Origin of the sequence: Aeromonas sp. R9-2 (genome assembly GCF_040908025.1) — a bacterium.
Classification (GTDB): Bacteria; Pseudomonadota; Gammaproteobacteria; order Enterobacterales; family Aeromonadaceae; genus Aeromonas; species Aeromonas veronii.
The window spans coordinates 70,824-92,696 of sequence record NZ_JBFOCX010000002.1 but is presented as its reverse complement, the minus strand read 5'-3'; the positions used below and the strand labels follow the sequence as shown (position 1 = coordinate 92,696).

Annotated in this window: 16 protein-coding genes and 1 tRNA gene; 11 read left to right on the top strand and 6 right to left on the bottom strand. The window is 59.8% G+C overall.

Features of this window, described 5'->3' with window-relative positions:
* Positions 1-56 precede the first annotated feature (56 nt).
* Positions 57-734 (top strand): ribonuclease T, encoded by a 678-nt coding sequence (rnt, locus tag AB5Y71_RS00650; protein ID WP_005333780.1) that lies wholly within the window; start codon positions 57-59, stop codon positions 732-734.
* 274 nt (positions 735-1,008) lie between these two features.
* On the top strand, positions 1,009-2,331 hold the full coding sequence (locus tag AB5Y71_RS00645) for a Na+/H+ antiporter family protein (protein WP_005344933.1): 1,323 nt from the start codon (positions 1,009-1,011) through the stop codon (positions 2,329-2,331).
* Positions 2,332-2,821: 490 nt separating this feature from the next.
* On the opposite strand, the gene AB5Y71_RS00640 is transcribed toward AB5Y71_RS00645, so the two are convergent.
* From AB5Y71_RS00640 to AB5Y71_RS00625, 4 genes are all read right to left on the bottom strand, one after another.
* Entirely contained in the window at positions 2,822-4,723 is a 1,902-nt protein-coding gene (locus AB5Y71_RS00640) for a DEAD/DEAH box helicase (protein WP_005337260.1), read from the bottom strand.
* A 180-nt stretch (positions 4,724-4,903) separates the two neighbouring features.
* Positions 4,904-5,365 carry a hotdog fold thioesterase gene (locus AB5Y71_RS00635; RefSeq protein ID WP_236381039.1) on the bottom strand — a complete coding sequence of 154 codons (462 nt, stop codon included), beginning with the start codon at positions 5,363-5,365 and terminating at the stop codon, positions 4,904-4,906.
* A gap of 168 nt (positions 5,366-5,533) precedes the next feature.
* Positions 5,534-6,022, bottom strand: a complete 489-nt coding sequence (locus AB5Y71_RS00630) for a hypothetical protein (RefSeq protein ID WP_136502330.1) — start codon at positions 6,020-6,022, stop codon at positions 5,534-5,536.
* Positions 6,022-9,093 carry an FAD-binding and (Fe-S)-binding domain-containing protein gene (locus AB5Y71_RS00625; RefSeq protein ID WP_368170746.1) on the bottom strand — a complete coding sequence of 1,024 codons (3,072 nt, stop codon included), beginning with the start codon at positions 9,091-9,093 and terminating at the stop codon, positions 6,022-6,024. Before AB5Y71_RS00625 ends, AB5Y71_RS00630 begins: the two co-directional genes overlap by 1 nt.
* Positions 9,094-9,259: 166 nt before the next feature.
* Between AB5Y71_RS00625 and AB5Y71_RS00620 the strand changes: the two genes are divergently transcribed.
* The 4 genes from AB5Y71_RS00620 to AB5Y71_RS00605 all read left to right on the top strand — a co-directional run bounded on the left by AB5Y71_RS00620 (position 9,260) and on the right by AB5Y71_RS00605 (position 14,474).
* A complete protein-coding gene (locus tag AB5Y71_RS00620; RefSeq protein ID WP_368170745.1) occupies positions 9,260-10,186 on the top strand; it encodes a cation diffusion facilitator family transporter in 927 nt (308 codons plus the stop codon).
* 299 nt (positions 10,187-10,485) lie between these two features.
* Complete coding sequence (locus tag AB5Y71_RS00615; protein ID WP_368170744.1) at positions 10,486-12,021, top strand: transporter associated domain-containing protein; 1,536 nt, start codon at positions 10,486-10,488, stop codon at positions 12,019-12,021.
* Between the two features lie 196 nt (positions 12,022-12,217).
* The gene (locus AB5Y71_RS00610) at positions 12,218-13,327 is read left to right on the top strand and encodes an alkene reductase (RefSeq protein WP_368170743.1); all 1,110 of its coding nucleotides are present in this window, start codon (positions 12,218-12,220) and stop codon (positions 13,325-13,327) included.
* 160 nt (positions 13,328-13,487) lie between these two features.
* The gene (locus AB5Y71_RS00605; RefSeq protein WP_368170742.1) at positions 13,488-14,474 is read left to right on the top strand and encodes a zinc-binding dehydrogenase; all 987 of its coding nucleotides are present in this window, start codon (positions 13,488-13,490) and stop codon (positions 14,472-14,474) included.
* Between the two features lie 111 nt (positions 14,475-14,585).
* On the opposite strand, the gene AB5Y71_RS00600 is transcribed toward AB5Y71_RS00605, so the two are convergent.
* Positions 14,586-15,650, bottom strand: a complete 1,065-nt coding sequence (locus tag AB5Y71_RS00600) for an adenosine deaminase (protein ID WP_368170741.1) — start codon at positions 15,648-15,650, stop codon at positions 14,586-14,588.
* A 197-nt stretch (positions 15,651-15,847) separates the two neighbouring features.
* Between AB5Y71_RS00600 and AB5Y71_RS00595 the strand changes: the two genes are divergently transcribed.
* From AB5Y71_RS00595 to AB5Y71_RS00575, 5 genes are all read left to right on the top strand, one after another.
* Positions 15,848-16,597, top strand: a complete 750-nt coding sequence (locus AB5Y71_RS00595) for an HAD-IIA family hydrolase (RefSeq protein ID WP_005337281.1) — start codon at positions 15,848-15,850, stop codon at positions 16,595-16,597.
* A 54-nt stretch (positions 16,598-16,651) separates the two neighbouring features.
* Positions 16,652-18,226 carry a cation:proton antiporter gene (locus AB5Y71_RS00590; RefSeq protein WP_368170740.1) on the top strand — a complete coding sequence of 525 codons (1,575 nt, stop codon included), beginning with the start codon at positions 16,652-16,654 and terminating at the stop codon, positions 18,224-18,226.
* 129 nt (positions 18,227-18,355) lie between these two features.
* Positions 18,356-18,724 (top strand): cupin domain-containing protein, encoded by a 369-nt coding sequence (locus tag AB5Y71_RS00585; protein ID WP_368170739.1) that lies wholly within the window; start codon positions 18,356-18,358, stop codon positions 18,722-18,724.
* 192 nt (positions 18,725-18,916) lie between these two features.
* Entirely contained in the window at positions 18,917-20,581 is a 1,665-nt protein-coding gene (gene asnB, locus AB5Y71_RS00580; RefSeq protein ID WP_005361356.1) for an asparagine synthase B, read from the top strand.
* A gap of 247 nt (positions 20,582-20,828) precedes the next feature.
* Positions 20,829-21,353 carry an acyloxyacyl hydrolase gene (locus AB5Y71_RS00575; RefSeq protein ID WP_368170738.1) on the top strand — a complete coding sequence of 175 codons (525 nt, stop codon included), beginning with the start codon at positions 20,829-20,831 and terminating at the stop codon, positions 21,351-21,353.
* A 402-nt stretch (positions 21,354-21,755) separates the two neighbouring features.
* On the opposite strand, the gene AB5Y71_RS00570 is transcribed toward AB5Y71_RS00575, so the two are convergent.
* Positions 21,756-21,842 (bottom strand) — tRNA-Leu (locus AB5Y71_RS00570).
* Positions 21,843-21,873 lie beyond the last annotated feature (31 nt).

Sequence of the window (21,873 nt, the reverse complement as noted above, 5' to 3'; positions counted from 1 at the left end):
ACAAGCCTGTGCTTTTTTGCCATAATGCCGCCTCATTTTATCCCGACCGAGATCCCATGACCGACGCAGTTCATACCCTCAAGGGCCGTTTCCGTGGTTTTTACCCCGTCGTCATCGATGTTGAAACAGCCGGGTTCAACGCCAAGACCGATGCCCTGCTCGAAATCGCGGCTTACACCCTGAAAATGGATGAGCAGGGCTGGCTCGTTCCCGATCAGGTATTCCACTTTCATGTCGAGCCTTTCGAAGGGGCCAACCTGGAAAAGGCCGCGCTGGAGTTCACCGGCATCGACCCCTACAACCCGTTGCGTGGCGCTGTCTCGGAAAAAGAGGCGCTGACCGAGATCTTCAAGGGGATCCGCAAGGGGATGAAGGAGCAGGATTGCGGCCGCGCCATCATAGTGGCCCACAACGCCACCTTTGATCACGGCTTCGTGATGGCTGCCGCCGAGCGCGCTGGCCTCAAGCGCAATCCGTTCCACCCGTTTGCCACTTTCGACACCGCAGCCCTCTCCGGATTGGCGCTGGGTCAGACCGTGCTGGCCAAAGCGTGCCAGAGCGCCCGCATCCCATTTGACAATAAAGAGGCGCACTCTGCCCTCTATGACACCGAACGCACCACAGAGCTGTTCTGTCATATCGTTAACCGCTGGAAGAGCATGGGGGGCTGGCCGCCAGCGCATCCGGATGATGACACAACCGATGCCCCTGCCGACGATGAGGGGCAAGAATAAACAAATGAAGGCTGCCACTGGCAGCCTTTGCTTTTTTGGGGAAGTGATTGATTGCACGGCGCACCGGAGATCGCTATCAAGGTCACTATCCACCGCTGCGCACGGGATGCACGGAGACAAACAGGTTACAAACCCTCATGTTGAGCAACCTTGTGCCACATGCTGCTGCGATATGAGGGGTTTGACTGATTTTTTACTCGACATTTGTCACATTTTTCGCAAACTAACTCCCCTTCACATGACAGACAGCAATAACAAACTATAAGGAAATCAAATGAATCCAGTTGTTATCGCAGTCGGGCTGATGCTGGTGCTCAGTCTGCTGCGGATCAATGTGGTGGTCTCGCTGGCGCTGGGGGCCATTGCTGGCGGCCTGGTCGGTGGGCTGTCGTTGACCGATACCCTCACCACCTTCAGCGGTGGCCTGGGCGGTGGCGCCGAGATTGCCCTCTCCTACGCCATGCTGGGCGCCTTTGCGGTTGCCATCTCCCGCTCCGGGATCACCGACCTGCTGGCCCGCAAGGTGATCAGCCAGTTGGGCAAGGATGCCAGCTCGACCCGCATCATGTGGGTCAAAACCCTGTTGCTCTCTTCCGTGCTGGCCGTGGCGATCTCCTCCCAGAACCTGATCCCGGTTCACATCGCCTTTATTCCCATACTGATCCCGCCGCTGCTGCATGTGATGGCGCAGATGCAGATCGACCGTCGTCAGGTGGCCTGTGTCATCACCTTTGGCCTGACAGCTACCTATATGGTGCTGCCGGTCGGCTTTGGTGGCATCTTCCTGAATAACATTCTGGCCAAGAATCTGATCGATAACGGCGTGCCCATCACCACCAGCCAGATCCCGCTGGCGATGGCCATTCCGGTTGCCGGTATGGTACTGGGCCTGCTGATTGCGGTATTCATCAGCTATCGCAAACCGCGCCAGTACGATCTGGCCAAGATCCTGGATGCCGAGCCCGAAGCTGTCGAGCTCAACCTCACCCACATCTGGGTGGCCCTGCTGGCCATTGGCGTAGCGCTGGGGCTGCAACTGATGACCAACAGCATCGTACTGGGTGCGCTGGCCGGTTTTGTCATCTTCACCTGCGGCGGCGTCATCAAGTTTCGCGAAAGCCAGGATGCTTTCACCCAGGGGGTGCGGATGATGTCGCTGATCGGCTTCATCATGATCTCCGCCGCCGGTTTTGCCGCGGTGATGAAGGCAACCCACGGGGTCGACTCTCTGGTCCAGGTGGTCGCCTCCGGCATCGGCCAGCACAAGGGGATCGCCGCCTTCCTGATGCTGCTGGTGGGCCTGCTCATCACCATGGGGATCGGCTCCTCCTTCTCCACCGTGCCCATCATCGCCACCATCTATGTGCCGCTCTGTCTGCAGCTCGGCTTCTCACCAATGGCGATCATCGCCCTGGTCGGTACCGCAGGCGCGCTGGGGGATGCGGGTTCACCAGCCTCCGACTCGACCCTGGGCCCCACCTCCGGCCTCAACGCCGATGGCCAGCACGACCATATCTGGGACAGCGTGGTGCCCACATTTATTCACTACAACATCCCGCTGGTGATCTTCGGCTGGATTGCCGCCATGGTGCTCTGATAGCCCCTCGGGCTACGAACTCTGCACGTCACAATGCACAACAAGAAGGCGACCAGATGGTCGCCTTCTTCATTGATGCCAACCAATTACCCCGTTCGACATGAATAATGACAGCCAGCCAGACAAAGCCCCTGAGCAGCCAACTAGTCGCCACCCCTTACGATCGCCGGAGTCAGCGGGCGCAATGCTGTCACTCCCCATCCAACTATCCGCCCAAGTGCACACGTCCCAACGCTTGCCAATACAAAGAAACGGCTGCCAGCTCAGACCTGTGGCAGAACGGCGGATGATACCCAACCACGTCACAACCGCCTGTCGAGTAGGAAAGGTATTCTCTCTTTCCCCGACATCCAGTTATCAAATAGTGGCCATCATGCGCTCACCCATGTAACGGCTTATGCCGATCTGACGTTCAGTAAGAACACAGGGTAAACCGCAGGCAGAAAAAAGGCCGCTCAATGAGCGGCCTTCTTCATAACGGGATCAGCAATCAGCTTTCGCGACGCTTGCCACCGAATTTGCGATCTTTGTTGAAGCCACCTTCACGGCGCTCCCCGCTCTTGTTGAACGGACGGTCACCCTGGGGACGGCGATCCTTGTTGAAAGGACGGTCGCCACGGAACGGACGATCACCACGGGGCGGACGGCTGCTGGTGTTGCCACCGGCCGGCACTTCGGTGTAGCGGGTGATTTGCAGCGGACGCTGGCAAACACGGGCTTTCTTGATCACTTCCAGTACATCTGCGGTCATGCCTTTCGGCAGATCGACGGTGGAGAAGTCATCAGCGATGTCGATGTTACCGATGAAGCGGCTCTCGATGTTCGCTTCGTTGGCGATGGCGCCTACGATCTGGCCCGGCTTGACACCGTGATGGGCACCCACGTCTACGCGATAGCGCTCCATCTCCACATCCGGGTTGTCTTTCAGCGGACGCGGTTCGAGGGACGGCATGCGACGGGCAGGACGATCGCCACGGTCACCGAAGTCACGACCACCACGGTCGTTGAAGTCACGGCGCTCGAAGCCACCACGATCGTTGCCAGCATTCAGCAGCGGATCTGGAATGGAGTCATCCAGCAGCAGCGGTTGGTCACCCTGTACCAGCTTGGCCAGTGCGGCAGCCAGCTCCAGCGGATCGGCAGAATCCTCTTCGATCAGCTCGTTCACCAGGTTGTGGTAGATCTCGAGCTCTTCACCCATCATGGTTTCGCGGATGCGCTCCTTGAACTTGGCCAGACGATGCTGGTTGATGTCCTCGGTGCTCGGCATCTTCATCGGCTCGATGGCCTGACGGGTTGCGTGCTCGATGGCGCGCAGCATACGACGCTCGCGGGGAGCGACGAACAGGATGGCTTCGCCTTTACGACCGGCACGACCGGTACGGCCGATACGGTGTACGTAAGATTCGGTGTCGTACGGAATGTCGTAGTTCACTACGTGGGTGATGCGCTCAACGTCCAGACCACGGGCGACAACGTCGGTGGCGATCAGGATGTCCAGCTGGCCCTGACGCAGCTTGTCGACGGTACGCTCACGCAGTTTCTGCGGGATGTCGCCGTGCAGCGCTTCACAGGCGTGACCACGGGCGGCCAGCTTGCCAGCCAGCTCTTCGGCAGCGTTCTTGGTACGTACGAATACCAGCAGGGCTTCGTAGGATTCCACTTCCAGCAGACGGGTCATGGCGTCCAGCTTGTGCAGACCGGTCACTTGCCAGTAGCGCTGGCGAATAGTGGTCGCGGTAGCAGTCTTGGAGGCGATCTTGATCTCTTTGGGCTGCTTCAGGTGCTTCTGGGCCACGCGACGGATCTGCTCTGGCATGGTGGCAGAGAACAGGGCAACCTGACGAGTGCTCGGGCACTGCTCCATGATCCAGTCAACGTCGTCGATGAAGCCCATACGCAGCATTTCATCAGCTTCGTCCAGTACCAGAGCTTTCAGGCCAGAGAGGTCCAGGTTCTTGCGACGGATCAGGTCCATCACGCGGCCCGGAGTACCAACGACAACCTGGGCACCGCGACGCAGAGCGCGGGTCTGGGTTTCGTAGGAGGCACCGCCGTAGATGGGCAGTACATGGAAATCGGGCATGTGGTGGGCGTAGCGTTGGCACGCTTCAGCCACTTGCAGCGCCAGTTCGCGGGTAGGCGCCAGCACCAGGATCTGGGTGTTGCGGTTACCAGCTTCCAGACGAGACAACAGAGGCAAGGCAAAAGCAGCGGTCTTCCCTGTACCGGTTTGCGCCTGCCCCAGCAGATCGTGTCCCGCCATCAGGTGGGGAATTGCTGCGGCCTGGATCGGTGACGGGCGCTCATAGCCCACGTCCTGCAGCGCTTTCAATACAGGCGCGGCCAGTCCAAGCTCACTAAAAAGGGGCAGTTGTTCGGTATCAGACATAGATTCTTCCAGATTAAGGCAGGCGGCTAACACCGCGGAATAGCAAAAAGGCGGCGATTATAGCGCCACTTTGTTCTGCTGTCTTGAAAAATGTGATAAGCCTCTCAAGACGTTGGCAATTATAGAGGGATCTGACGAGTATGGCTTGCTTATTTTGCACTCATAGTGCGTTATTGCAGATCACTCCTCGCTGGAGTCCTTGCCCCGCTTGTGTTTGAGCACTGCCATGGTCAGTCGGCTGGTGCACAATAAACGCTCACGTTCGTCCCGAATTTCAATCTGCCACACCTGGGTTGTTGCTCCCAGATGGAGCGGTTGACAACGCCCGGTCACCACCCCTTCCCGCTTGGCTCGCAGATGGTTGGCATTCACCTCCAACCCCACACAGTAGCTATCTGGCCCGACCGCCATATTGGCGGCAATCGATCCCAAGGTTTCCGCCAGCACCACGGACGCGCCGCCATGCAGCATGCCAAGGGGCTGGTGAGTACGGTGATCCACCGGCATAGTCGCTTCCAACCAGTTGGGGCCAAAAGCGGTGTAGACGATGTCGAGATGGGCCATCAGGGTGTTGCGAGAGGTGGCGTTGAGCCCCTCCAGACTCATGGGTTTACGCCAGATGGGCGCAATATCGTGACTCATTGCGAGCAGACTCCTTATGTAAGCGATGAATGCGTACCGATATGAGTGAAACGCTCTCCATCGGCAAAATGGTTCTGTTATATGAGTTGTTGGTTACCAGGTAACGTGGTAACAACGCAGCCCCGACCCGGAGCTGCGTGTTACACAATCATGCCCTTAAGCGGGATGTCACCAGGGGTAGGTAACGCCGGGCCACTCGGACCAAGGCACATCTCGCCCCGGCAAGCGGGGGGCTGGCCACTGCCACACCCTGGCGAGCCACTCGCGCAGCTGAATCTCCAGCTCCTCATCCGTGATAGGCGCCTCGGCCACCTTCCAGAAGAAGAGCTCCACCGCGACCTCAGGCAACACCGAGGGGTAAAGATAAACACCGCCCCAGAATTGCGGCTCCCGATCCGGGCTCCAGAGGCCATAGGCAAAGGAGCGCTTGGCCAGAAACTCCGACTGCTGCCACTCCAGATCCCCTTCGTGCTGGCTCAGGCTGAAGTTGGCGGAGGGCCAGATATCGTTCGGGCGAAACAGCTGATGGAGCTGCTCGCGCTCGCGCAACATGGCGACAAACTCCACCACCGCCTGAGCGGGAGTGGCGGGTAACAGCAAGAAACGTGGATGCCGATAGGCCTTCGGCACCCGAAACCGCTTGGGGAACGTCAGCATCAGAGCAGCTCCAGCAGGGCTTGCAATGGATGTTTGAGCTTTTCCCCCTCCATCCGCTTGACTTGACTACGGCACGAATAGCCGGTCGCCAGACAGCGCGCTTTGGGTAGACGGGCGAGCGGGTCAGCCCAGCTCAACCCATAAATGCCCTTGGAGTTCTCCACCTGTTTGACATCGTGACCATAGGTGCCCGCCATACCGCAACACCCCACAGAGACCGGCTGCAAACTGGCCCCGAAGCGGCCAAACAGGGTGCTCCAGTCACCGTGAGTGGAGGGCTTGGCGGTCTTCTCGGTGCAGTGGGCAAAGAGATACCAGGGCTCGCCCCCCTCCTCGCTCTTTGCCTTGTTGGCGCTAGTAGGCAGTTGATCTGCCGGCAGCGAGAGCAGCCACTCCTGTGGCAGCAACACCTGAAAATCACCGCGAGCCGACCCCAGCGCCTTGGCGTACTCGTCGCGATAACAGAGCACCATGGCCGGATCCACCCCCACCATGGGAATGCCAAGCGCCGCCACCTTGTTGAGGAACTGGGCGCTGTTGGCAGCAGTGCGGGCAAAGGCGCGCAGGAACCCCTTGATATGCTGGGGTTTACCGTTGGGTTTAAAGGGCAGCAGGTAGGGCTGGAACCCGAGCTTGCTGGCGAGTTTCACCAGATCGCGCACCACGGGGGCATCGTAATAGCTGGTGAAGGGGTCCTGCACGATGAGCACAACCTGCTTGCGCTGCTCGGCGCTCATCCGCTCCAGACCCGGCAGATCAAAATAGCGGGCGCGGTTGTCGTGCAGACTCTCGGCCAGGGTCGGCACCGAGAGCAGCGGCACATCGACCATGCCGATGCTCTTCTCGGTCGCCTTCTGTGCCCACTCTTTTTCGAGGAAGAAGTTGACCAGCTTCGGCGCCTTGGCAAGCAGCGGCGCATAGCTCTCCACCGTGCCGACGAAGTAATCCTTGGGGGCGCGCAGGTAGCGGCCGTGATAGAGCTGCATAAAGCGGGCGCGAAAATCGGGCACATCCACCTTGATCGGGCACTGGCTGGTACATGCCTTGCAGGCCAGACAGCCCGACATGGCCTCCATCACCTCATGGGAGAAATCATACTCGCCGCGCTGTTTAGCCCAGCTGTTGCGCACCTTGTCCACCAGCTGTTTGAAGCGCACACCACCGGATTGCAGCGCCACCTCTTCCGCCAACGGATCGAAGCCCTGCTCCGCCAGCTGACGCAACCATTCACGCATCAGGCCCGCCCGCCCCTTGGGGGAGTGGCGGCGATCGCGGCTGATCTTGACCGAGGGGCACATGGGGGAGTCGGTCTCGAAGGTGAAACAGAGGCCGTTGCCGTTGCAATCCATGGCGCGGGTGTAGCTGGTGCGCACCGCGAGCGGGATCTGGCGGTCATACTTGCCACGCTTGGGGCCATCCACCGACACCAGCTCGGCGCCGCTACCGTAGGGGATACAGATCTTGCCCGGGTTGATGCGGTTGCCGGGGTCGAATACCCCCTTGACCCGCTGCAGCTCTTCCCACAGCTCGCCAAAGAAGGCGGGGCTGTATTCGGAGCGAAAGCCCTTGCCATGTTCCCCCCACATCAGACCGCCATATTTGGCGGTGAGCGCCACCACCTGATCGGAGATGCGGCGCAGCAGCACCTCCTGCTCGGGATCGCACAAATCCAGCGCCGGACGCACATGCAGCACACCGGCATCGACGTGGCCAAACATGCCGTAGTCGAGGCCGTGGGCATCCAGCAGGGCACGAAACTCCATGATGAAATCGGCCAGTGACTCTGGCGGCACGGCGGTGTCTTCAGTGAAGGCCACCGGCTTCTTGCGTCCTTCAGCGTTGCCCAGCAGCCCCACCGACTTCTTGCGCATGGTGTAGATGGTCTCGATGCTCGGCAAGTGGTCACACACCTGATAGCCGATGATCCCGGCCTCCCCCTTGGCCAGCAGCGCGTCGATACGACGGCACAGCTCTGCCACCTTGGCCTTGTGTTCTACCTCGTCGGTATCGGCAAACTCGACGATGTTGAGCCCCTGCAGATCCTTGCCGGGCACATCCTGAATAAGCTCTTTGACCGAATGCCAGATGATGTCGGCGCGGGCCAGCCCGAGCACCCGGGAATCCACCGTCTCTACAGAGAGAGCTTGTGCCTGCACCATAAAAGGAGCGTTGCGCAGGGCGGAGGGGAAGCTGTCGTACTTGACGTTAACCAGGGTGCGGTAGCGCGGGATGGGGGTGATGTTGAGTCTGGCTTCGGTGATGAATCCCAAGGATCCTTCAGATCCGCACAGCACCCGACTCACATCCAGAGTATCGGTATCGGGTTGATAGAGGTGCTTGAGATCGTAACCGGTCAGAAAGCGGTTGAGCTTGGGGAAGGTCGCCTCGATGTCGGCGCGGCGCTCCTTGCCGATGCGATAGAGGGTGCGATAGATCTCCCCTTCCCGATTCTCCAGCGCCAGCTTGTCGGCAAGTCGCTCACCGGTCAGCGGCTCGGTCGCCATCAGGTCACCATTCTCCAGCACGGCTTTGAGGCCAAGCACGTGATCCGAGGTTTTGCCGTAAACCAGCGAGCCCTGCCCCGAGGCATCGGTGTTGATCATGCCGCCCAGGGTGGCACGGTTGGAGGTGGAGAGATCCGGCGAGAAGAAGTAGCCGTGGGGTTTCAAGTAGGCGTTAAGTTGGTCTTTCACCACCCCGGCCTGGGCGCGCACCCACCCCTCTTCCAGATTAATTTCCATGATCTGGTTCATATGACGGGAGAGATCGACGATAATGCCGCCGCCCAATGACTGACCATTGGTGCCGGTACCGCCACCACGAGGGAAAAAACTCAGGGAGGCGAACGCCGGCTCTACGGCCAGCTTGAGCATCACTGCTATGTCGTCCGCACTGCGCGGATAGAGAACCGCCTGAGGTACTACCTGATAGACGCTGTTGTCCGTCGCCATCGCCAACCGGCTTGCATAAGACTTTTCGATATCACCACGAAAGGCGCTGCGCCCTAGCAACTCTAGGAACGACAGGGTTGTGGGTGACAAACTGTCCTGGTAATCGAGTCTCGGGATCATGAATCCTTGTTCCCTTATTTGCTTGATGCCGGCACCCCGGCGACTACGACTGACCCATCGCCCGTCAATGGCAATCAGGCCAGTCCGCTCACATGTGAGCGGGCAGTATATCAGCTCGAAAACCGCTTGCGCGTAGCAATATTAACCATTTGAAAGGAGGACTTTTATGGCTCACCACAGCCATGTTATCAGTACGCTGGTCACCACAGAGAAGCAGGCGCTTACCCTGTCGCTGTTTGGCTGCATCACTTTCGCCATCTTCGGCATCGGCTACGGCCTCTTCGTTGGCTCCAACGCCATCATGCTCGATGGTATCTTCACCCTGTTCAGCATGGGCATGACAGGCCTTGGTCTGGTTACCGCCTACCTCGTTACCCGCCCTTCCGATGCGCGCTTCCAGTATGGCTACGCCCACTTCGAGCCCATCACCAACGTCATCAATGGCACCATTATTCTGCTGCTCTGCCTTGGCGCTCTCTATAGCGGCATAACCACCCTGCTGGAGGGCGGACGGGAGATCGATCTCGGCCACGCCCTCATCTATGCCGCCGTATCCACCTTCTTCTGCGCCATCATCTATCGCATCGAAGCCCAGGTTGCCGAACAGGTTGACTCCGAGCTGGTGCGGGTCGACTCCAAGGAGTGGCTGGTGGATACCCTGCTCAGCGCCACCCTGCTTATCGGTTTCGTAGTCGCCATTGGCCTCGATGCCATCGGCTACGGCCAATACAACCGCTATATCGACCCGGTGCTGGTCTCGCTGCTGGCCCTCTGCGCCACTCTCATTCCCATCAAGGTGCTCGGTCGCAACCTGCGGGAAGTGCTGAAAATTGCCCCCAGAGGGGATGTCTCCCAACTGGTCGAGAGCGAAGTCGAAGCGCTGCGCCAGCGCCACGGCATCGAGTGCTACAGCCATCTGGCCAAAAGCGGTCGTCGCTTCGATCTGGAATTGAACATTCTGGTGGCGCCGGGTCAGGAGTGGCCTGTCGAACGTCAGGATGCCCTGCGTCAGGAGCTCTGGTCTCGCCTTGGCGACACCCTGGGGGATGCCTGGCTGTCGGTCTGTTTCACCCGCGAAAAGCGCTGGTTGTAACGACCGCACGGGGGAGAGCGGCACCGCCGCCTCCCCTGTCGCATCACAACCCCATCACGCCTCGCTGACGCTGCTCTTGCCAAATTGGCGCCAGCCGCTATCATCAGGGCTCATTTTTAACCCGAGGTTTTATTGCCCATCATGGACAATCCCCGAAGTTGCCCTTCGTTTCTTCCCGTCAAAAGCTATCTGTTTCTGCTTAACCAGCGCCTCTGAATAACGCCATTGCCTTGCTGTCGCTGCGGCTTTCGCTAGCCCTGTTCACTGTTCGCTCTGTCTGTTTTTTTTGAGGTCACATAATGGAATTGCTGCTGGATCCCCACATCTGGATCGGTCTTTTTACCCTGATCATTCTCGAGATCGTGCTCGGGATCGACAACCTGGTCTTCATCGCCATTCTGGTGAAAAAGCTGCCCCCCGCCCAGCGGGACAAGGCGCGCGTCCTCGGCCTTGGCCTCGCCCTGCTGATGCGGCTGGTGCTCTTGAGCGTGATGTCGTGGCTGGTCACCCTCACCACCCCCATTTTGCATATCTGGGATCACCCCTTCTCCGGTCGCGACCTCATCCTGATGGGGGGCGGTATCTTCCTGCTGTTCAAGGCCACCTCCGAGCTGCACGAGCGGCTGGAGGCCAAACCCCACGATGATGGCCCTGTCGGTGCCTACGCCAGCTTCGGCGTGGTGATCGCCCAAATTCTGGTGCTGGACGCCGTCTTCTCGCTGGACTCCATCATCACCGCCGTCGGCATGGTGGAACACTTGGGCGTGATGATGGCCGCCGTGACCATCGCCATGGTGGTGATGGTGCTCGCCTCCAAGCCGCTGACCCGCTTCGTCAACGCCCACCCGACCGTGGTGGTGCTCTGCCTGAGCTTCCTGCTGATGATCGGTTTCAGCCTGGTGGCGGAGGGCTTCGGCTTCCATATTCCGAAGGGTTACCTCTACGCGGCCATCGGCTTCTCGGTGCTGATCGAGTTTTTCAACCAGCTGGCCCAGCACAGCGCCATGCGCCACGAAGCCAAACAGCCGCTACGCGAGCGCACCACCGCAGCCATCTTCAAGCTGATGGGGAGCAAGGCGTATCAGGACCGACCGGATGACGATCTGGATGCCCCGGCCGCCGCGCCGGTGAGTTTTGGCGAGGAGGAGCGCTACATGGTGACCGGCGTGCTGTCGCTGGCCGAGCGCTCCATCCGCACCATCATGACGCCGCGCTCCGAGATGGCCTGGATCGATATCAACGACTCCAGCGAGGATATCCGTATCCTGCTGCAACGCGAACCCCACAGCCTGTTCCCGGTCTGTGACGGGGATCTGGACGAGGTGATCGGCGTGGTCAAAGCGCGCGACCTGCTGTTTGCCCTCAACGAAGGGCAATCCTTAAGCGCGCTGGCCAAGCAGAACGACCCCATTATCGTGCCGCAGACCATCAACGTGATTAAGCTGCTGGCGGAGCTGCGCAAGGCGAAGGGGAGCCTTATTCTGGTGGCCGACGAGTTCGGCGTGATCCAGGGTCTGGTCACCACCCACGACCTGCTGGAGGCGATTGTCGGCGAACTGCCGGATGAGGATGAGACCCCCGACATGATCCGCGATGGCGAAGGGTGGCTCATCAACGGCAGCACCAACATCCACCATGTGGAGCAGGTGCTGGAGCACGAGGGGCTGGTGAGCGAGAGCGACGAGTACGTGACCCTGGCTGGCATGCTGCTCTCCCACTTCGGCACCCTGCCCACCCCGGGTCAGCAGTTGCAACTGCAGCAGCTCAACTTCGAGGTGATCGAGGTGAGCGAGCGGCGCATCGAGCGGGTGAAAGTGATGCCCGCCACGGCTTGAGCCTGCCACCAGCAGAATACAGAAGAGGGCCAGACGGCCCTCTTTTTTATGCTTCAACTTTATGCCTCAACACCTCCTTTCCCGGCGGTTTGCACTGATTGCTGCATCAAGCACAATTCTCTTGTGCAATTACCCCTCTTTTTCACAACAAGATGGCGGCATAAAGTGGCCTCACGTCCACCATGAGGAACTCAAGATGAGCCACGATCACCTGTTCTGCCCGCTGCGCCTCGGCCAGCTGCACCTTGCCAACCGCATCGTCATGCCCCCCATGACCCGCTCCCGTGCCAGTCAGCCGGGTGATGTGGCCAACGCCATGATGGCGAGCTACTACGCCCAGCGCGCCGAGGCGGGCCTGATCATCAGCGAAGGCACCCAAATCGACCCCATGGGCAAGGGCTATGCCTGGACGCCGGGCATCTACAGCGCCGAGCAGATCGCTGGCTGGAAACTGGTGACCGATGCCGTGCACGCCAATGGGGGCACCATCTTCGCCCAGCTCTGGCACGTGGGCCGGGTCACCCATCCGGACAATATCGGCGGTGCTCAGCCCATCTCCGCTTCAGCCCTCCCCGCAGTGGGCGTCAAGGTGTTCGTCGATAACGGCAGCGATGCGCCGGGCTTTGTCGAGACCGTCACCCCGCGCGCCATGACTCAGGCCGATATCGATGCAGTGGTGGGCCAGTTCCGTCAGGCGGCCCGCAACGCCATCAGCGCCGGTTTTGACGGCATCGAGCTGCACGCCGCCAACGGTTATCTGATCAACCAGTTCCTAGACTCCGAATCCAACGCCCGCACCGACAGTTATGGCGGATCGCTGGAGAACCGGCTGCGCTTCCTCAAAGAGGTGACTGAGGCAGTCAGTAGCGAAATCGGCGCCGATCGGGTTGGGGTGCGTCTTGCGCCGCTCACCACCCTCAACGGCACCGTGGATGCCAATCCACAGGAGACCTATCTGGCCGCCGCCCGCCTGCTGGGCCAGCTCAACGTGGTCTACCTGCACATTGCCGAGGCGGACTGGGACGATGCCCCTCTGATGCCGGAGAACTTCAAGCTGGGTCTGCGGGATACCTTCCCCAACACCCTGATCTATGCCGGTAAATATGATGGCGAGCGGGCACGCGCCGCCCTCAAAGCGGGCTGGGCCGACATGATTGGCTTTGGCCGCCCCTTCGTTGCCAACCCGGATCTGCCGAACCGGCTGCGCCACGGCTATCCGCTGGCCCCCCACGATCCGGCCACCCTGTTTGGCGGTGGCGAGAAGGGGTTGACCGACTACCCCGTCTATCAGGCCGATGACGCATAAAACCGGCCCTTGCTTACCAATGGCCAGCAGACCACGTTGAGCAGGCCCCACAGGTTGGGGCCTGCCGTATTGTTGCGCATTAGCAACAGTGATATGACTGACCGATTCACTGTTGCAATAATCTCGTTGTTATCTCCCCTCGCTTTCACAAGGAGTCATCATGGATCACACCCAAGCCTGGTGCTGGCATGCCCCCGGTGAACCGGATCAGCTCACCCTCGCCGATCTGCCCCTGGCACCGCTCGCCCCTGACGAGGTACTGGTAGCCAACCGGGTTATCGCCTTCAACCCGGTGGACTGGAAGCTGATCGAATATGGCCACTCCCACTGGCAGGATGGTCAGGTGCCCGGCGTCGATGGCATGGGCACTATCGTGGCCATCGGCACCAACGTCAGCCATCTGCGTCTCGGCGCCCGTGTCGCCTATCACACCGACCTGCGCCACCACGGCAGCTTTGCCCGCCACACTAGAGTACCGGCCCGCGCCCTGCTGCCGGTGCCCGATGCCCTGAGTGACGAGGCCGCCGCCGCCCTGCCCTGTCCCGGCCTCACCGCCTGGCAGGCGCTGGCCAAGCTGCCGCGCCTGCACGGGGAAGCGCTGCTCATCACAGGAGCTGGCAGCAGCGTCGGCCGTTTTACGGTGCAGCTCGCCCTCAAGCAAGGAGCGCGAGTCTTTGCCAGCGCCAGCCCACGCCACCATCACTGGCTCAAACAGATAGGTGTGCAGGGTGTAGCCGATTATCGGGACTCCGACTGGCTGGCCACCTTGCAGACTGCCAACGGCAACGAGCCGTTCGAGGGGATCATCGACCTGGTCTCCAGCCAGCAGGCAGAGAGCCTGCTGCCCGCCCTTGGCTACTACGGTCACATGGTGACTGTGCTCGGGCGCATCCCGCACAATCCGTTGCCCGCCTTTACCCATTGCCACTCATTGCACGAGATTGCGCTGGGCGCCCAGCACGCCTTTGGCAGCGACAAGCAGTGGAGCCGACTGGTGGCCGCCGGTGTCACAATGATGGATCAAATGGCGAGCGGCGAGCTGACCCTGCCGCCGCTGGTGGTCGGCGACTTTGAGGCGCTGCCCACCCTGCTCGAGCGCTTCAAGCGCGAAGGACAGGGCGAGAAGTTTCTGGTGCGAGTGGCGTAATACAGCCCTCCTCCAGAAACCACACCAGCCTTTGAAATAAGAGAGGCCCGCCAGTGATGGCGGGCCTCTCTTTATATAGTGCATGTCATCTCGACTTCATTGGCGCCTGACTCAATGCAGGATCACCCCGTGGGTCTCGGCATAACTGCGGATCGCCCGGGTCAGCTGCGCCTTGTCGGCCAGAGAGAGCCAGCTCGCCTCAACGGCATTGAGCGACAAGCGGCAGAGCTGACTCATGGTCGCGCCAAGGCCATCGGCCAGCGCCACAAAGTTGGCATTCATATAGCCGCCAAAGTAGGCGGGGTCGTCCGAGTTGATGGTGACGCAGAGCCCCTGCTCCAGCAGCCGCAACACATTGTGCTGGGCCATATTGCCAAACACCTTGAGCCGGGTATTGGAGAGGGGGCAGACGGTGAGCGGCAGCCGGGTATCGGCCAGATAACGCAGCAACTCGGGATCATCGGCCGAGCGCACCCCGTGATCGATGCGGCATACCTGCAGCTCGTTGATCGCCTGCCAGATGTAGTCGGCAGGCCCCTCTTCACCGGCATGGGCCACCACCGGCAACCCCAGCTCGCGGCAGCGGGCAAAGACCCGGGCAAACTTGCTGGGCGGATTGCCCTTCTCCCCCGAGTCGAGGCCGATACCGTGAATGCGTGACAGGAAGGGCATAGCCTCTTCCAACGTCGCAAAGGCATCCTCTTCGCTCAGGTGGCGCAAAAAGCTCATGATAAGGCGCCAGCTGATGCCAAACTCCTTCTCCCCGCGCTGCAGCGCCCGCTCGATGCCGCCGAGCACGGTAGCAAAGGGGATACCGCGGGCGGTGTGGGTCTGCGGGTCGAAGAAGATCTCCACATGCACCACCTTGTCGGCAGCGCAACGCTCAAGATAGGCCCAGGTGAGGTCGAAGAAGTCCTGCTCGGTCATCAGTACGCTGGCACCGAGGTAGTAGAGGTCGAGAAAGGATTGCAGGCAGTCAAAGTCATAGGCGGCGCGCACGCTGGCCACATCGGGCCAGGGCAGTGGCACATTATTGCGGCGGCCCAGCTCAAACATCAGCTCGGGTTCGAGGCTGCCCTCGATATGCAGGTGCAGCTCCAGTTTCGGCAGTCCGGCGATAAATTGCGCGGCGGTGAGGTGTTCGGGTGTGACTGGCTTGGGAATCGGGGTGTCCATAGCGACGGCTCCATCAGCAAAGTGATCCGGCGTCAGCCCCTCCACCAGACTGACCCGACGGCAGCTTTATTGTGCACCGAAGTGGCGAGACAGGGGAGACTTGTCATCAAACAGACTTATAATGGCGTCACAAAAATCATAAATGATTGAACATCTTACCGATTGGCGGCTCGCCTGCGTCCTGACAAGGAGTTTTCATGAAGAAGAACGTCATCTGCGATATCGACGGTGTCATCCTGCACAACAACGATCTCATCCCCGGTGCCGACCGTTTCGTCCATCGCCTGCTGGAGCAGGGCAGCAAGCTCTTGTTCCTCACCAACTACCCGGCCCAGACCCAGAAAGATCTGCAAAACCGCTTCCGCTCCGCAGGTATCGAAGTGCCGGAGGAGTGCTTCTATACCTCTGCCATGGGTACCGCCGACTTTCTCAAACGTCAGGATGGCAAGAAGGCGTATGTGATCGGTGAAGGGGCGCTGACCCACGAGCTTTACAAGGCCGGCTTTACCATCACCGACATAGACCCGGACTTCGTGGTGGTGGGGGAGACCCGCAACTACAACTGGACCATGATGCAACAGGGGGCCAAGTTCGTCGATCAGGGGGCCCGCTTTATCGCCACCAACCCCGATACCCACGGCCCCATGATGCACCCGGCCTGCGGCGCCCTGTGCGCCCCCATCGAGCGGATGACCGGCAAGAAGCCGTTTTATGTCGGCAAGCCAAGCGCCTGGATCATCCGTGCGGCGCTCAACCGGATGGAGGCCCACTCCGACGACACCATCATCATCGGCGACAACCTGCGCACCGACATTCTGGCGGGCTTTCAGGCCGGTCTCGAGACGGTGCTGGTGCTCTCCGGGGTGAGCAAGGTCGCCGATATCGACCGTATGCCGTTTCGACCGAACCATATTTTCGACTCCGTGGTCGACATCGATATCGTCTAATCACCACCCAAGCGTTAAACAGGGCAGGTCTCTCCTGCCCTTGCAGGATCTGTTATGGAACCCATTCTGATCGCCGTGGCCTTTGGTTGCGGCATGGTAGTCAATCTGATTGGCCTGCCCCCCCTGCTCGGCTTTCTGGCCGCCGGTTTTATCCTCAACGGCATGGGATATGAAAATACCCCCGCCCTGAGCGAGGTGGCCGATCTCGGCGTCACCCTGCTGCTGTTCACCATCGGTCTCAAGCTCAATATCAAGACCCTGATGCGGCGCGATGTGTGGGGCACTACCAGCCTGCACCTGCTGCTCTCCACCCTGCTCTTTACCGTGGTACTGCTGGTCTGCAAGGGACTGGGGCTTGAACTTGCCCTCTCGCTGGACTGGAAACTGGCGCTGCTGCTGGGCTTTGCCCTCTCCTTCTCCAGCACCGTCTTCGCGGTCAAGGTGCTGGAAGATCGCAGCGACATGAATGCCCTCTACGCCCGCATCGCCATCGGGGTGCTGGTCATGCAGGATGTATTCGCAGTGGCATTTCTGGCCTTCTCCAGCGGCAAATGGCCCAGTATCTGGGCACTCTGGGTGCTGGGATTACCGCTGCTGCGCCCGCTGCTGTTCAAGCTCTTGGAGCGGGCCGGTCACGGCGAGCTGCTGGTGCTGTTCGGAGTCTTTCTGGCGCTGGTGGTCGGGGCCGCCGGTTTTGAAGTGGTCGGCCTCAAGCCAGATCTGGGAGCCCTTATCATCGGCATGCTGCTCGCCTCTCATCCGGCTGCGGCAGGGCTTGCAAAGGCGCTCTTCAACCTCAAAGACCTCTTTCTGGTCTGCTTCTTTCTCACCATCGGCCTCAACGGCCTGCCGACCCACGACACCATGCTGCTGGCACTGGCGCTGGTGCTGGCCCTGCCGCTCAAAAGTGTCCTCTACTATCTGGTCTACAGCGGCGCCCACCTTAGGGTGCGTACCGCCCTGCTCTCTACCCTGGCGCTCACCAACTTCTCGGAGTTTGGCCTGATCGTCGCGGCCATTGCCGCCAAGGCGGGCTGGCTCTCCCACGAGTGGCTGGTGGCGGTCTCGCTGGCGCTGGCGGCGAGCTTTATGATCTCCGCCCCCCTCAATGCCCAGAGCGAACGTATTTATCACCGCATCGGCCACTGGCTGCGAGGATTGCAGGCGAGCAACCTCCATCCGGAAGACAGACCCATAGAGCTGGGCGATGCGGAGGTAATCATCCTCGGCATGGGGCGGATCGGTCAGGGGGCCTACTTCGAGCTGGAGAACAAATACGGCAACGTCATCCTCGGGGTGGAGAACGATAGCGAGAAGCTGCCCACCCTGCGAGCCCAGGGGATGAACGTCATCGAGGGGGATGCCACCGATACCGACTTCTGGGACAAGGTGTTGCTCTCCAATCAGGTCAATCTGGTGCTGCTGGCGATGCCCCACCACTCGGGTAACCTCTACGCCATCGAGAAGCTGCGCAGCCACGGATTCAACGGCAAGATAGCCGCCATCGTCCGCTTCGAGGATGATATTGCATCCTTGCAGGAGCAGGGGGTGGATGCGGTGTTCAACGTCTACAACGAAGCGGGCAGCGGCTTTGCCCGTCATGTGATCCGCCGCTTGCAGCCGCTTTGAGTCGTCGGCCAACAGCCCTTGGCAAGGGAATGCGCATCGTTTAAGTTATGCACAACCTCGTTTAATAAAACGAACAAATGCGGGGCCTGGATGGCCCCGCTTTCATATCCCCATTGCCAGGGAGGCACCATGAAGACCCTCAACGACTGGATTTTGCCGGGCCGCCACGAGACGGCCCCTACCCCGCTGATGCCAGCCCCTGAGCGCATTAAAGCGGGCAACCCGGCGCAAACGGTGTGGAACCACTACTCCGACCCCAGCCAGCAGTTTCACGTGGGCTTCTGGGCTTGCGAGCCGGGCCGCTGGGCCATCCACTACACCGAGCATGAGTATTGCCAGCTGCTGGAGGGGGATGTGGTGATCCACGACAGTCTGGGCGGCCAGCTTGCTCTCAAACCCGGCGATCAATTCGTGATTCCGGCAGGCTTTGTCGGTGAGTGGGAGACCCTTACCCCCTGTCGCAAGGTCTACGTCATCTTCGAACCCGCCTCGGCTTGACGTTCACGTCACCCTGCCCCGTTGCAGCAGCCCTTATCCTGTTGATCCGCTTGACGCTTACGGCATGATTTTCTGCGGTTTTCCCGCTTGCAAAAGATTTTTCCGCTAGGCATTGTGTCTGACGAGGAATGTAAATGGAATTTCGAGCCCAAACGTGGGGGGCTCATATAAAAATCAAGAGGATTACCGCCAATGTGTTCAATTTTCGGCATTCTGGATATCAAGTCCGATGCAGTTGCCCTGCGCAAATCGGCGCTGGAGATGTCCAAGCGACTTCGTCACCGTGGGCCTGACTGGTCCGGCGTCTACAGCTCCGACAAAGCCATTCTGGTGCACGAGCGTCTGGCCATCGTCGACCCGGGCAATGGCGCCCAGCCGCTCTACAACCCCGAGCGCACCCATGTGCTGGCGGTCAACGGCGAGATCTACAACCACAAAGAGCTGGAGAAAACCCTCAAGGTCGACTTCCAGTTCCAGACCAAATCTGACTGTGAAGTGCTGCTTGCCCTCTACAAGGAGAAGGGCCCGGCGTTTCTCGACGATCTCAACGGCATCTTTGCCTTCATCCTTTATGACGCCGAACAGGATGCCTACCTGATTGGTCGCGACCACATGGGGATCATCCCCCTCTATACCGGTCGTGACGAGCACGGCAACTTCTATGTTGCCTCCGAAATGAAGGCGCTGGTGCCGGTCTGCAAGAGCGTCGAGACCTTCCCGCCGGGACACTATCTGTGGAGCAAGGATGGCGAGCTCAAACAGTGGTACAAGCGCGACTGGATGGAGTACAGCGCGGTCGAGCACAACGTCAGCGACAAGGCCGAGCTGAAAGCCGCGCTGGAAGCGGCGGTCAAACGCCAGCTGATGTGCGACGTGCCCTATGGCGTGCTGCTCTCCGGCGGGCTGGACTCCTCCGTCATCTCCGCCATCACCAAGCTCTATGCGGCGCGCCGCATCGAGGACGATGGCAAGAGCGAAGCCTGGTGGCCACAACTGCACTCCTTCGCCGTCGGTCTGGAAGGGTCGCCGGATCTCGCTGCCGCCCGCAAGGTGGCTGATCACCTCGGCACCATCCATCACCAGATCCACTTCACCGTGCAGGAGGGTCTGGATGCCCTGCGGGACGTCATCTATCACCTCGAGACCTATGACGTCACCACCATTCGCGCCTCCACGCCCATGTATCTGATGGCCCGTTACATCAAGGCGATGGGGATCAAGATGGTGCTCTCCGGTGAAGGCTCCGACGAGCTGTTTGGTGGCTACCTCTATTTCCACAAGGCACCCAACGCCCGCGAGTTCCACGAAGAGAACGTGCGCAAGCTCGCCTCTTTGCACCTCTATGATTGCCTGCGCGCCAACAAGTCGATGGCAGCCTGGGGTGTGGAGGGTCGCGTGCCCTTCCTCGACAAGGAGTTCATGGACGTGGCGATGCGCCTGCAGCCCGCCGACAAGATGTGTGGCAAGGGCAAGATCGAGAAGCACATCCTGCGCGAAGCGTTCGAAGATCTGCTGCCCCACGAAGTAGCGTGGCGCCAGAAGGAGCAGTTCTCCGATGGCGTGGGCTATTCGTGGATCGACAGCCTGAAAGCCATGGTGGAACAGGAAGTGACGGATCAGATGTTCGAAGCGGCCGCATTCCGCTTCCCCATCAACACCCCGCTCACCAAGGAGGCCTACTTCTACCGCGCCATCTTCGACGAGCACTTCCCGCTGGAAGCCGCCGCCCGCACCGTGCCCTACGGCAAGTCGGTCGCCTGCTCCACCCCCACCGCGCTGGAGTGGGATGCCAAGTTCAAGGAGATGGCCGACCCGTCTGGCCGCGCCGTGATGGATGTGCACCAGCAGGGCTACTAAGCCAAAGCGGGGCGACCCCAGCGGCTAACGCCAGATAGCAAAAAGCCCTTCACCACGGTGAAGGGCTTTTTCATGTCCCCGCTGCCACGCCCGCCAAACCACATCAGACCACGCAGATAGTTGATTTTTCATAAATATTTAATTTTTTTACCTGCTGACCATTCATTGACAGGGTGTGCTTCGATTGACTATGCCTGAAGGGTGATCAACAGGATCACCACGATGACAACAAGGATCGGGAGGGGGCATGGACGCTAACACTCTATCAAGGATCGGCCTGCTGGCAACACTGCTTGTCAGCCCGGCTGCGATGGCCAATGACAATATCGTGGTGCTGCAACTTGGCAACGCCTTCAGCAATGAAAAGCTCGACATAAAAATTGCCGATGCCAAGTTCCACCATATGTTTTGGCGTTGGGGAGATTCTGGCTGCCAATTTGGACTGGGGGTGCGTGGTGGGACGCTCAAGGTAGAAGATGAAGATACCGCCAGACTAGGAGGTGGCGCCCGTATAGAATGCCAATGGGGTAACTGGGTGACCTGGCTCCCCGGCGAAATGGTCTGGCTCGATCAGTATCAATTCGGAACCCGCGGCCACGGCTACAAGGATTACGGCGGCCCCTTCCAGTTCGCCCTGGGTATCGGCTTCGGTTACGCCATCACCAAGAATTGGCTGATCGGTTATCAGTATGAGCACATGTCCAACGCCTATATGTATGACAAGAACCCGGGGCTGGACAGCCATACCCTCCATATCGAGTACCGGTTCTGATTACAGGCTTATGCCTTGGTCTGTAGACTACGCAACGGAATACAGGTGTGCATGGTCCAAAACGACCAGACGATAACATCGTTCACCAACGGCGATGCCACCCAGAAGAAGAATATCGACGTGCAGCTAGAAGAAACGCAGGAGTGATAACTGGATCCGAGAATGGCCCCACAATGTGGGGCCATTCTCATTTCTGTCTGACAGCACACCGAAACATGGCCAGGGAAAGTCGCCGCATGAAGTGCGCCGTCAGGCAGAGCGGCATCATACAAGAAGATCCTGTTGCTCAACATTACAGGAAGGGTGAACCGCTTATAAAAGCGCTGTCGCCACTTTGTCGCCATTTAGGAAAAAGAAAAAGGCCACTATTTCTAGTGGCCTTTCGTAACTCTTTGATTTTAATGGTGCCCGAGGCCGGAATCGAACCGGCACGACGCGAACGTCGAGGGATTTTAAATCCCTTGTGTCTACCGATTTCACCACTCGGGCACCGCAATCGGTATCAAGCTCGCGTGGCGGG

Coding starts and splice junctions, on each gene's coding strand:
- rnt (WP_005333780.1), top strand. CDS start 57: ATGACCGACGCAGTTCATACCCTCAAGGGCCGTTTCCGTGGTTTTTAC.
- AB5Y71_RS00645 (WP_005344933.1), top strand. CDS start 1,009: ATGAATCCAGTTGTTATCGCAGTCGGGCTGATGCTGGTGCTCAGTCTG.
- AB5Y71_RS00640 (WP_005337260.1), bottom strand. CDS start 4,723: ATGTCTGATACCGAACAACTGCCCCTTTTTAGTGAGCTTGGACTGGCC.
- AB5Y71_RS00635 (WP_236381039.1), bottom strand. CDS start 5,365: ATGAGTCACGATATTGCGCCCATCTGGCGTAAACCCATGAGTCTGGAG.
- AB5Y71_RS00630 (WP_136502330.1), bottom strand. CDS start 6,022: ATGCTGACGTTCCCCAAGCGGTTTCGGGTGCCGAAGGCCTATCGGCAT.
- AB5Y71_RS00625 (WP_368170746.1), bottom strand. CDS start 9,093: ATGATCCCGAGACTCGATTACCAGGACAGTTTGTCACCCACAACCCTG.
- AB5Y71_RS00620 (WP_368170745.1), top strand. CDS start 9,260: ATGGCTCACCACAGCCATGTTATCAGTACGCTGGTCACCACAGAGAAG.
- AB5Y71_RS00615 (WP_368170744.1), top strand. CDS start 10,486: ATGGAATTGCTGCTGGATCCCCACATCTGGATCGGTCTTTTTACCCTG.
- AB5Y71_RS00610 (WP_368170743.1), top strand. CDS start 12,218: ATGAGCCACGATCACCTGTTCTGCCCGCTGCGCCTCGGCCAGCTGCAC.
- AB5Y71_RS00605 (WP_368170742.1), top strand. CDS start 13,488: ATGGATCACACCCAAGCCTGGTGCTGGCATGCCCCCGGTGAACCGGAT.
- AB5Y71_RS00600 (WP_368170741.1), bottom strand. CDS start 15,650: ATGGACACCCCGATTCCCAAGCCAGTCACACCCGAACACCTCACCGCC.
- AB5Y71_RS00595 (WP_005337281.1), top strand. CDS start 15,848: ATGAAGAAGAACGTCATCTGCGATATCGACGGTGTCATCCTGCACAAC.
- AB5Y71_RS00590 (WP_368170740.1), top strand. CDS start 16,652: ATGGAACCCATTCTGATCGCCGTGGCCTTTGGTTGCGGCATGGTAGTC.
- AB5Y71_RS00585 (WP_368170739.1), top strand. CDS start 18,356: ATGAAGACCCTCAACGACTGGATTTTGCCGGGCCGCCACGAGACGGCC.
- asnB (WP_005361356.1), top strand. CDS start 18,917: ATGTGTTCAATTTTCGGCATTCTGGATATCAAGTCCGATGCAGTTGCC.
- AB5Y71_RS00575 (WP_368170738.1), top strand. CDS start 20,829: ATGGACGCTAACACTCTATCAAGGATCGGCCTGCTGGCAACACTGCTT.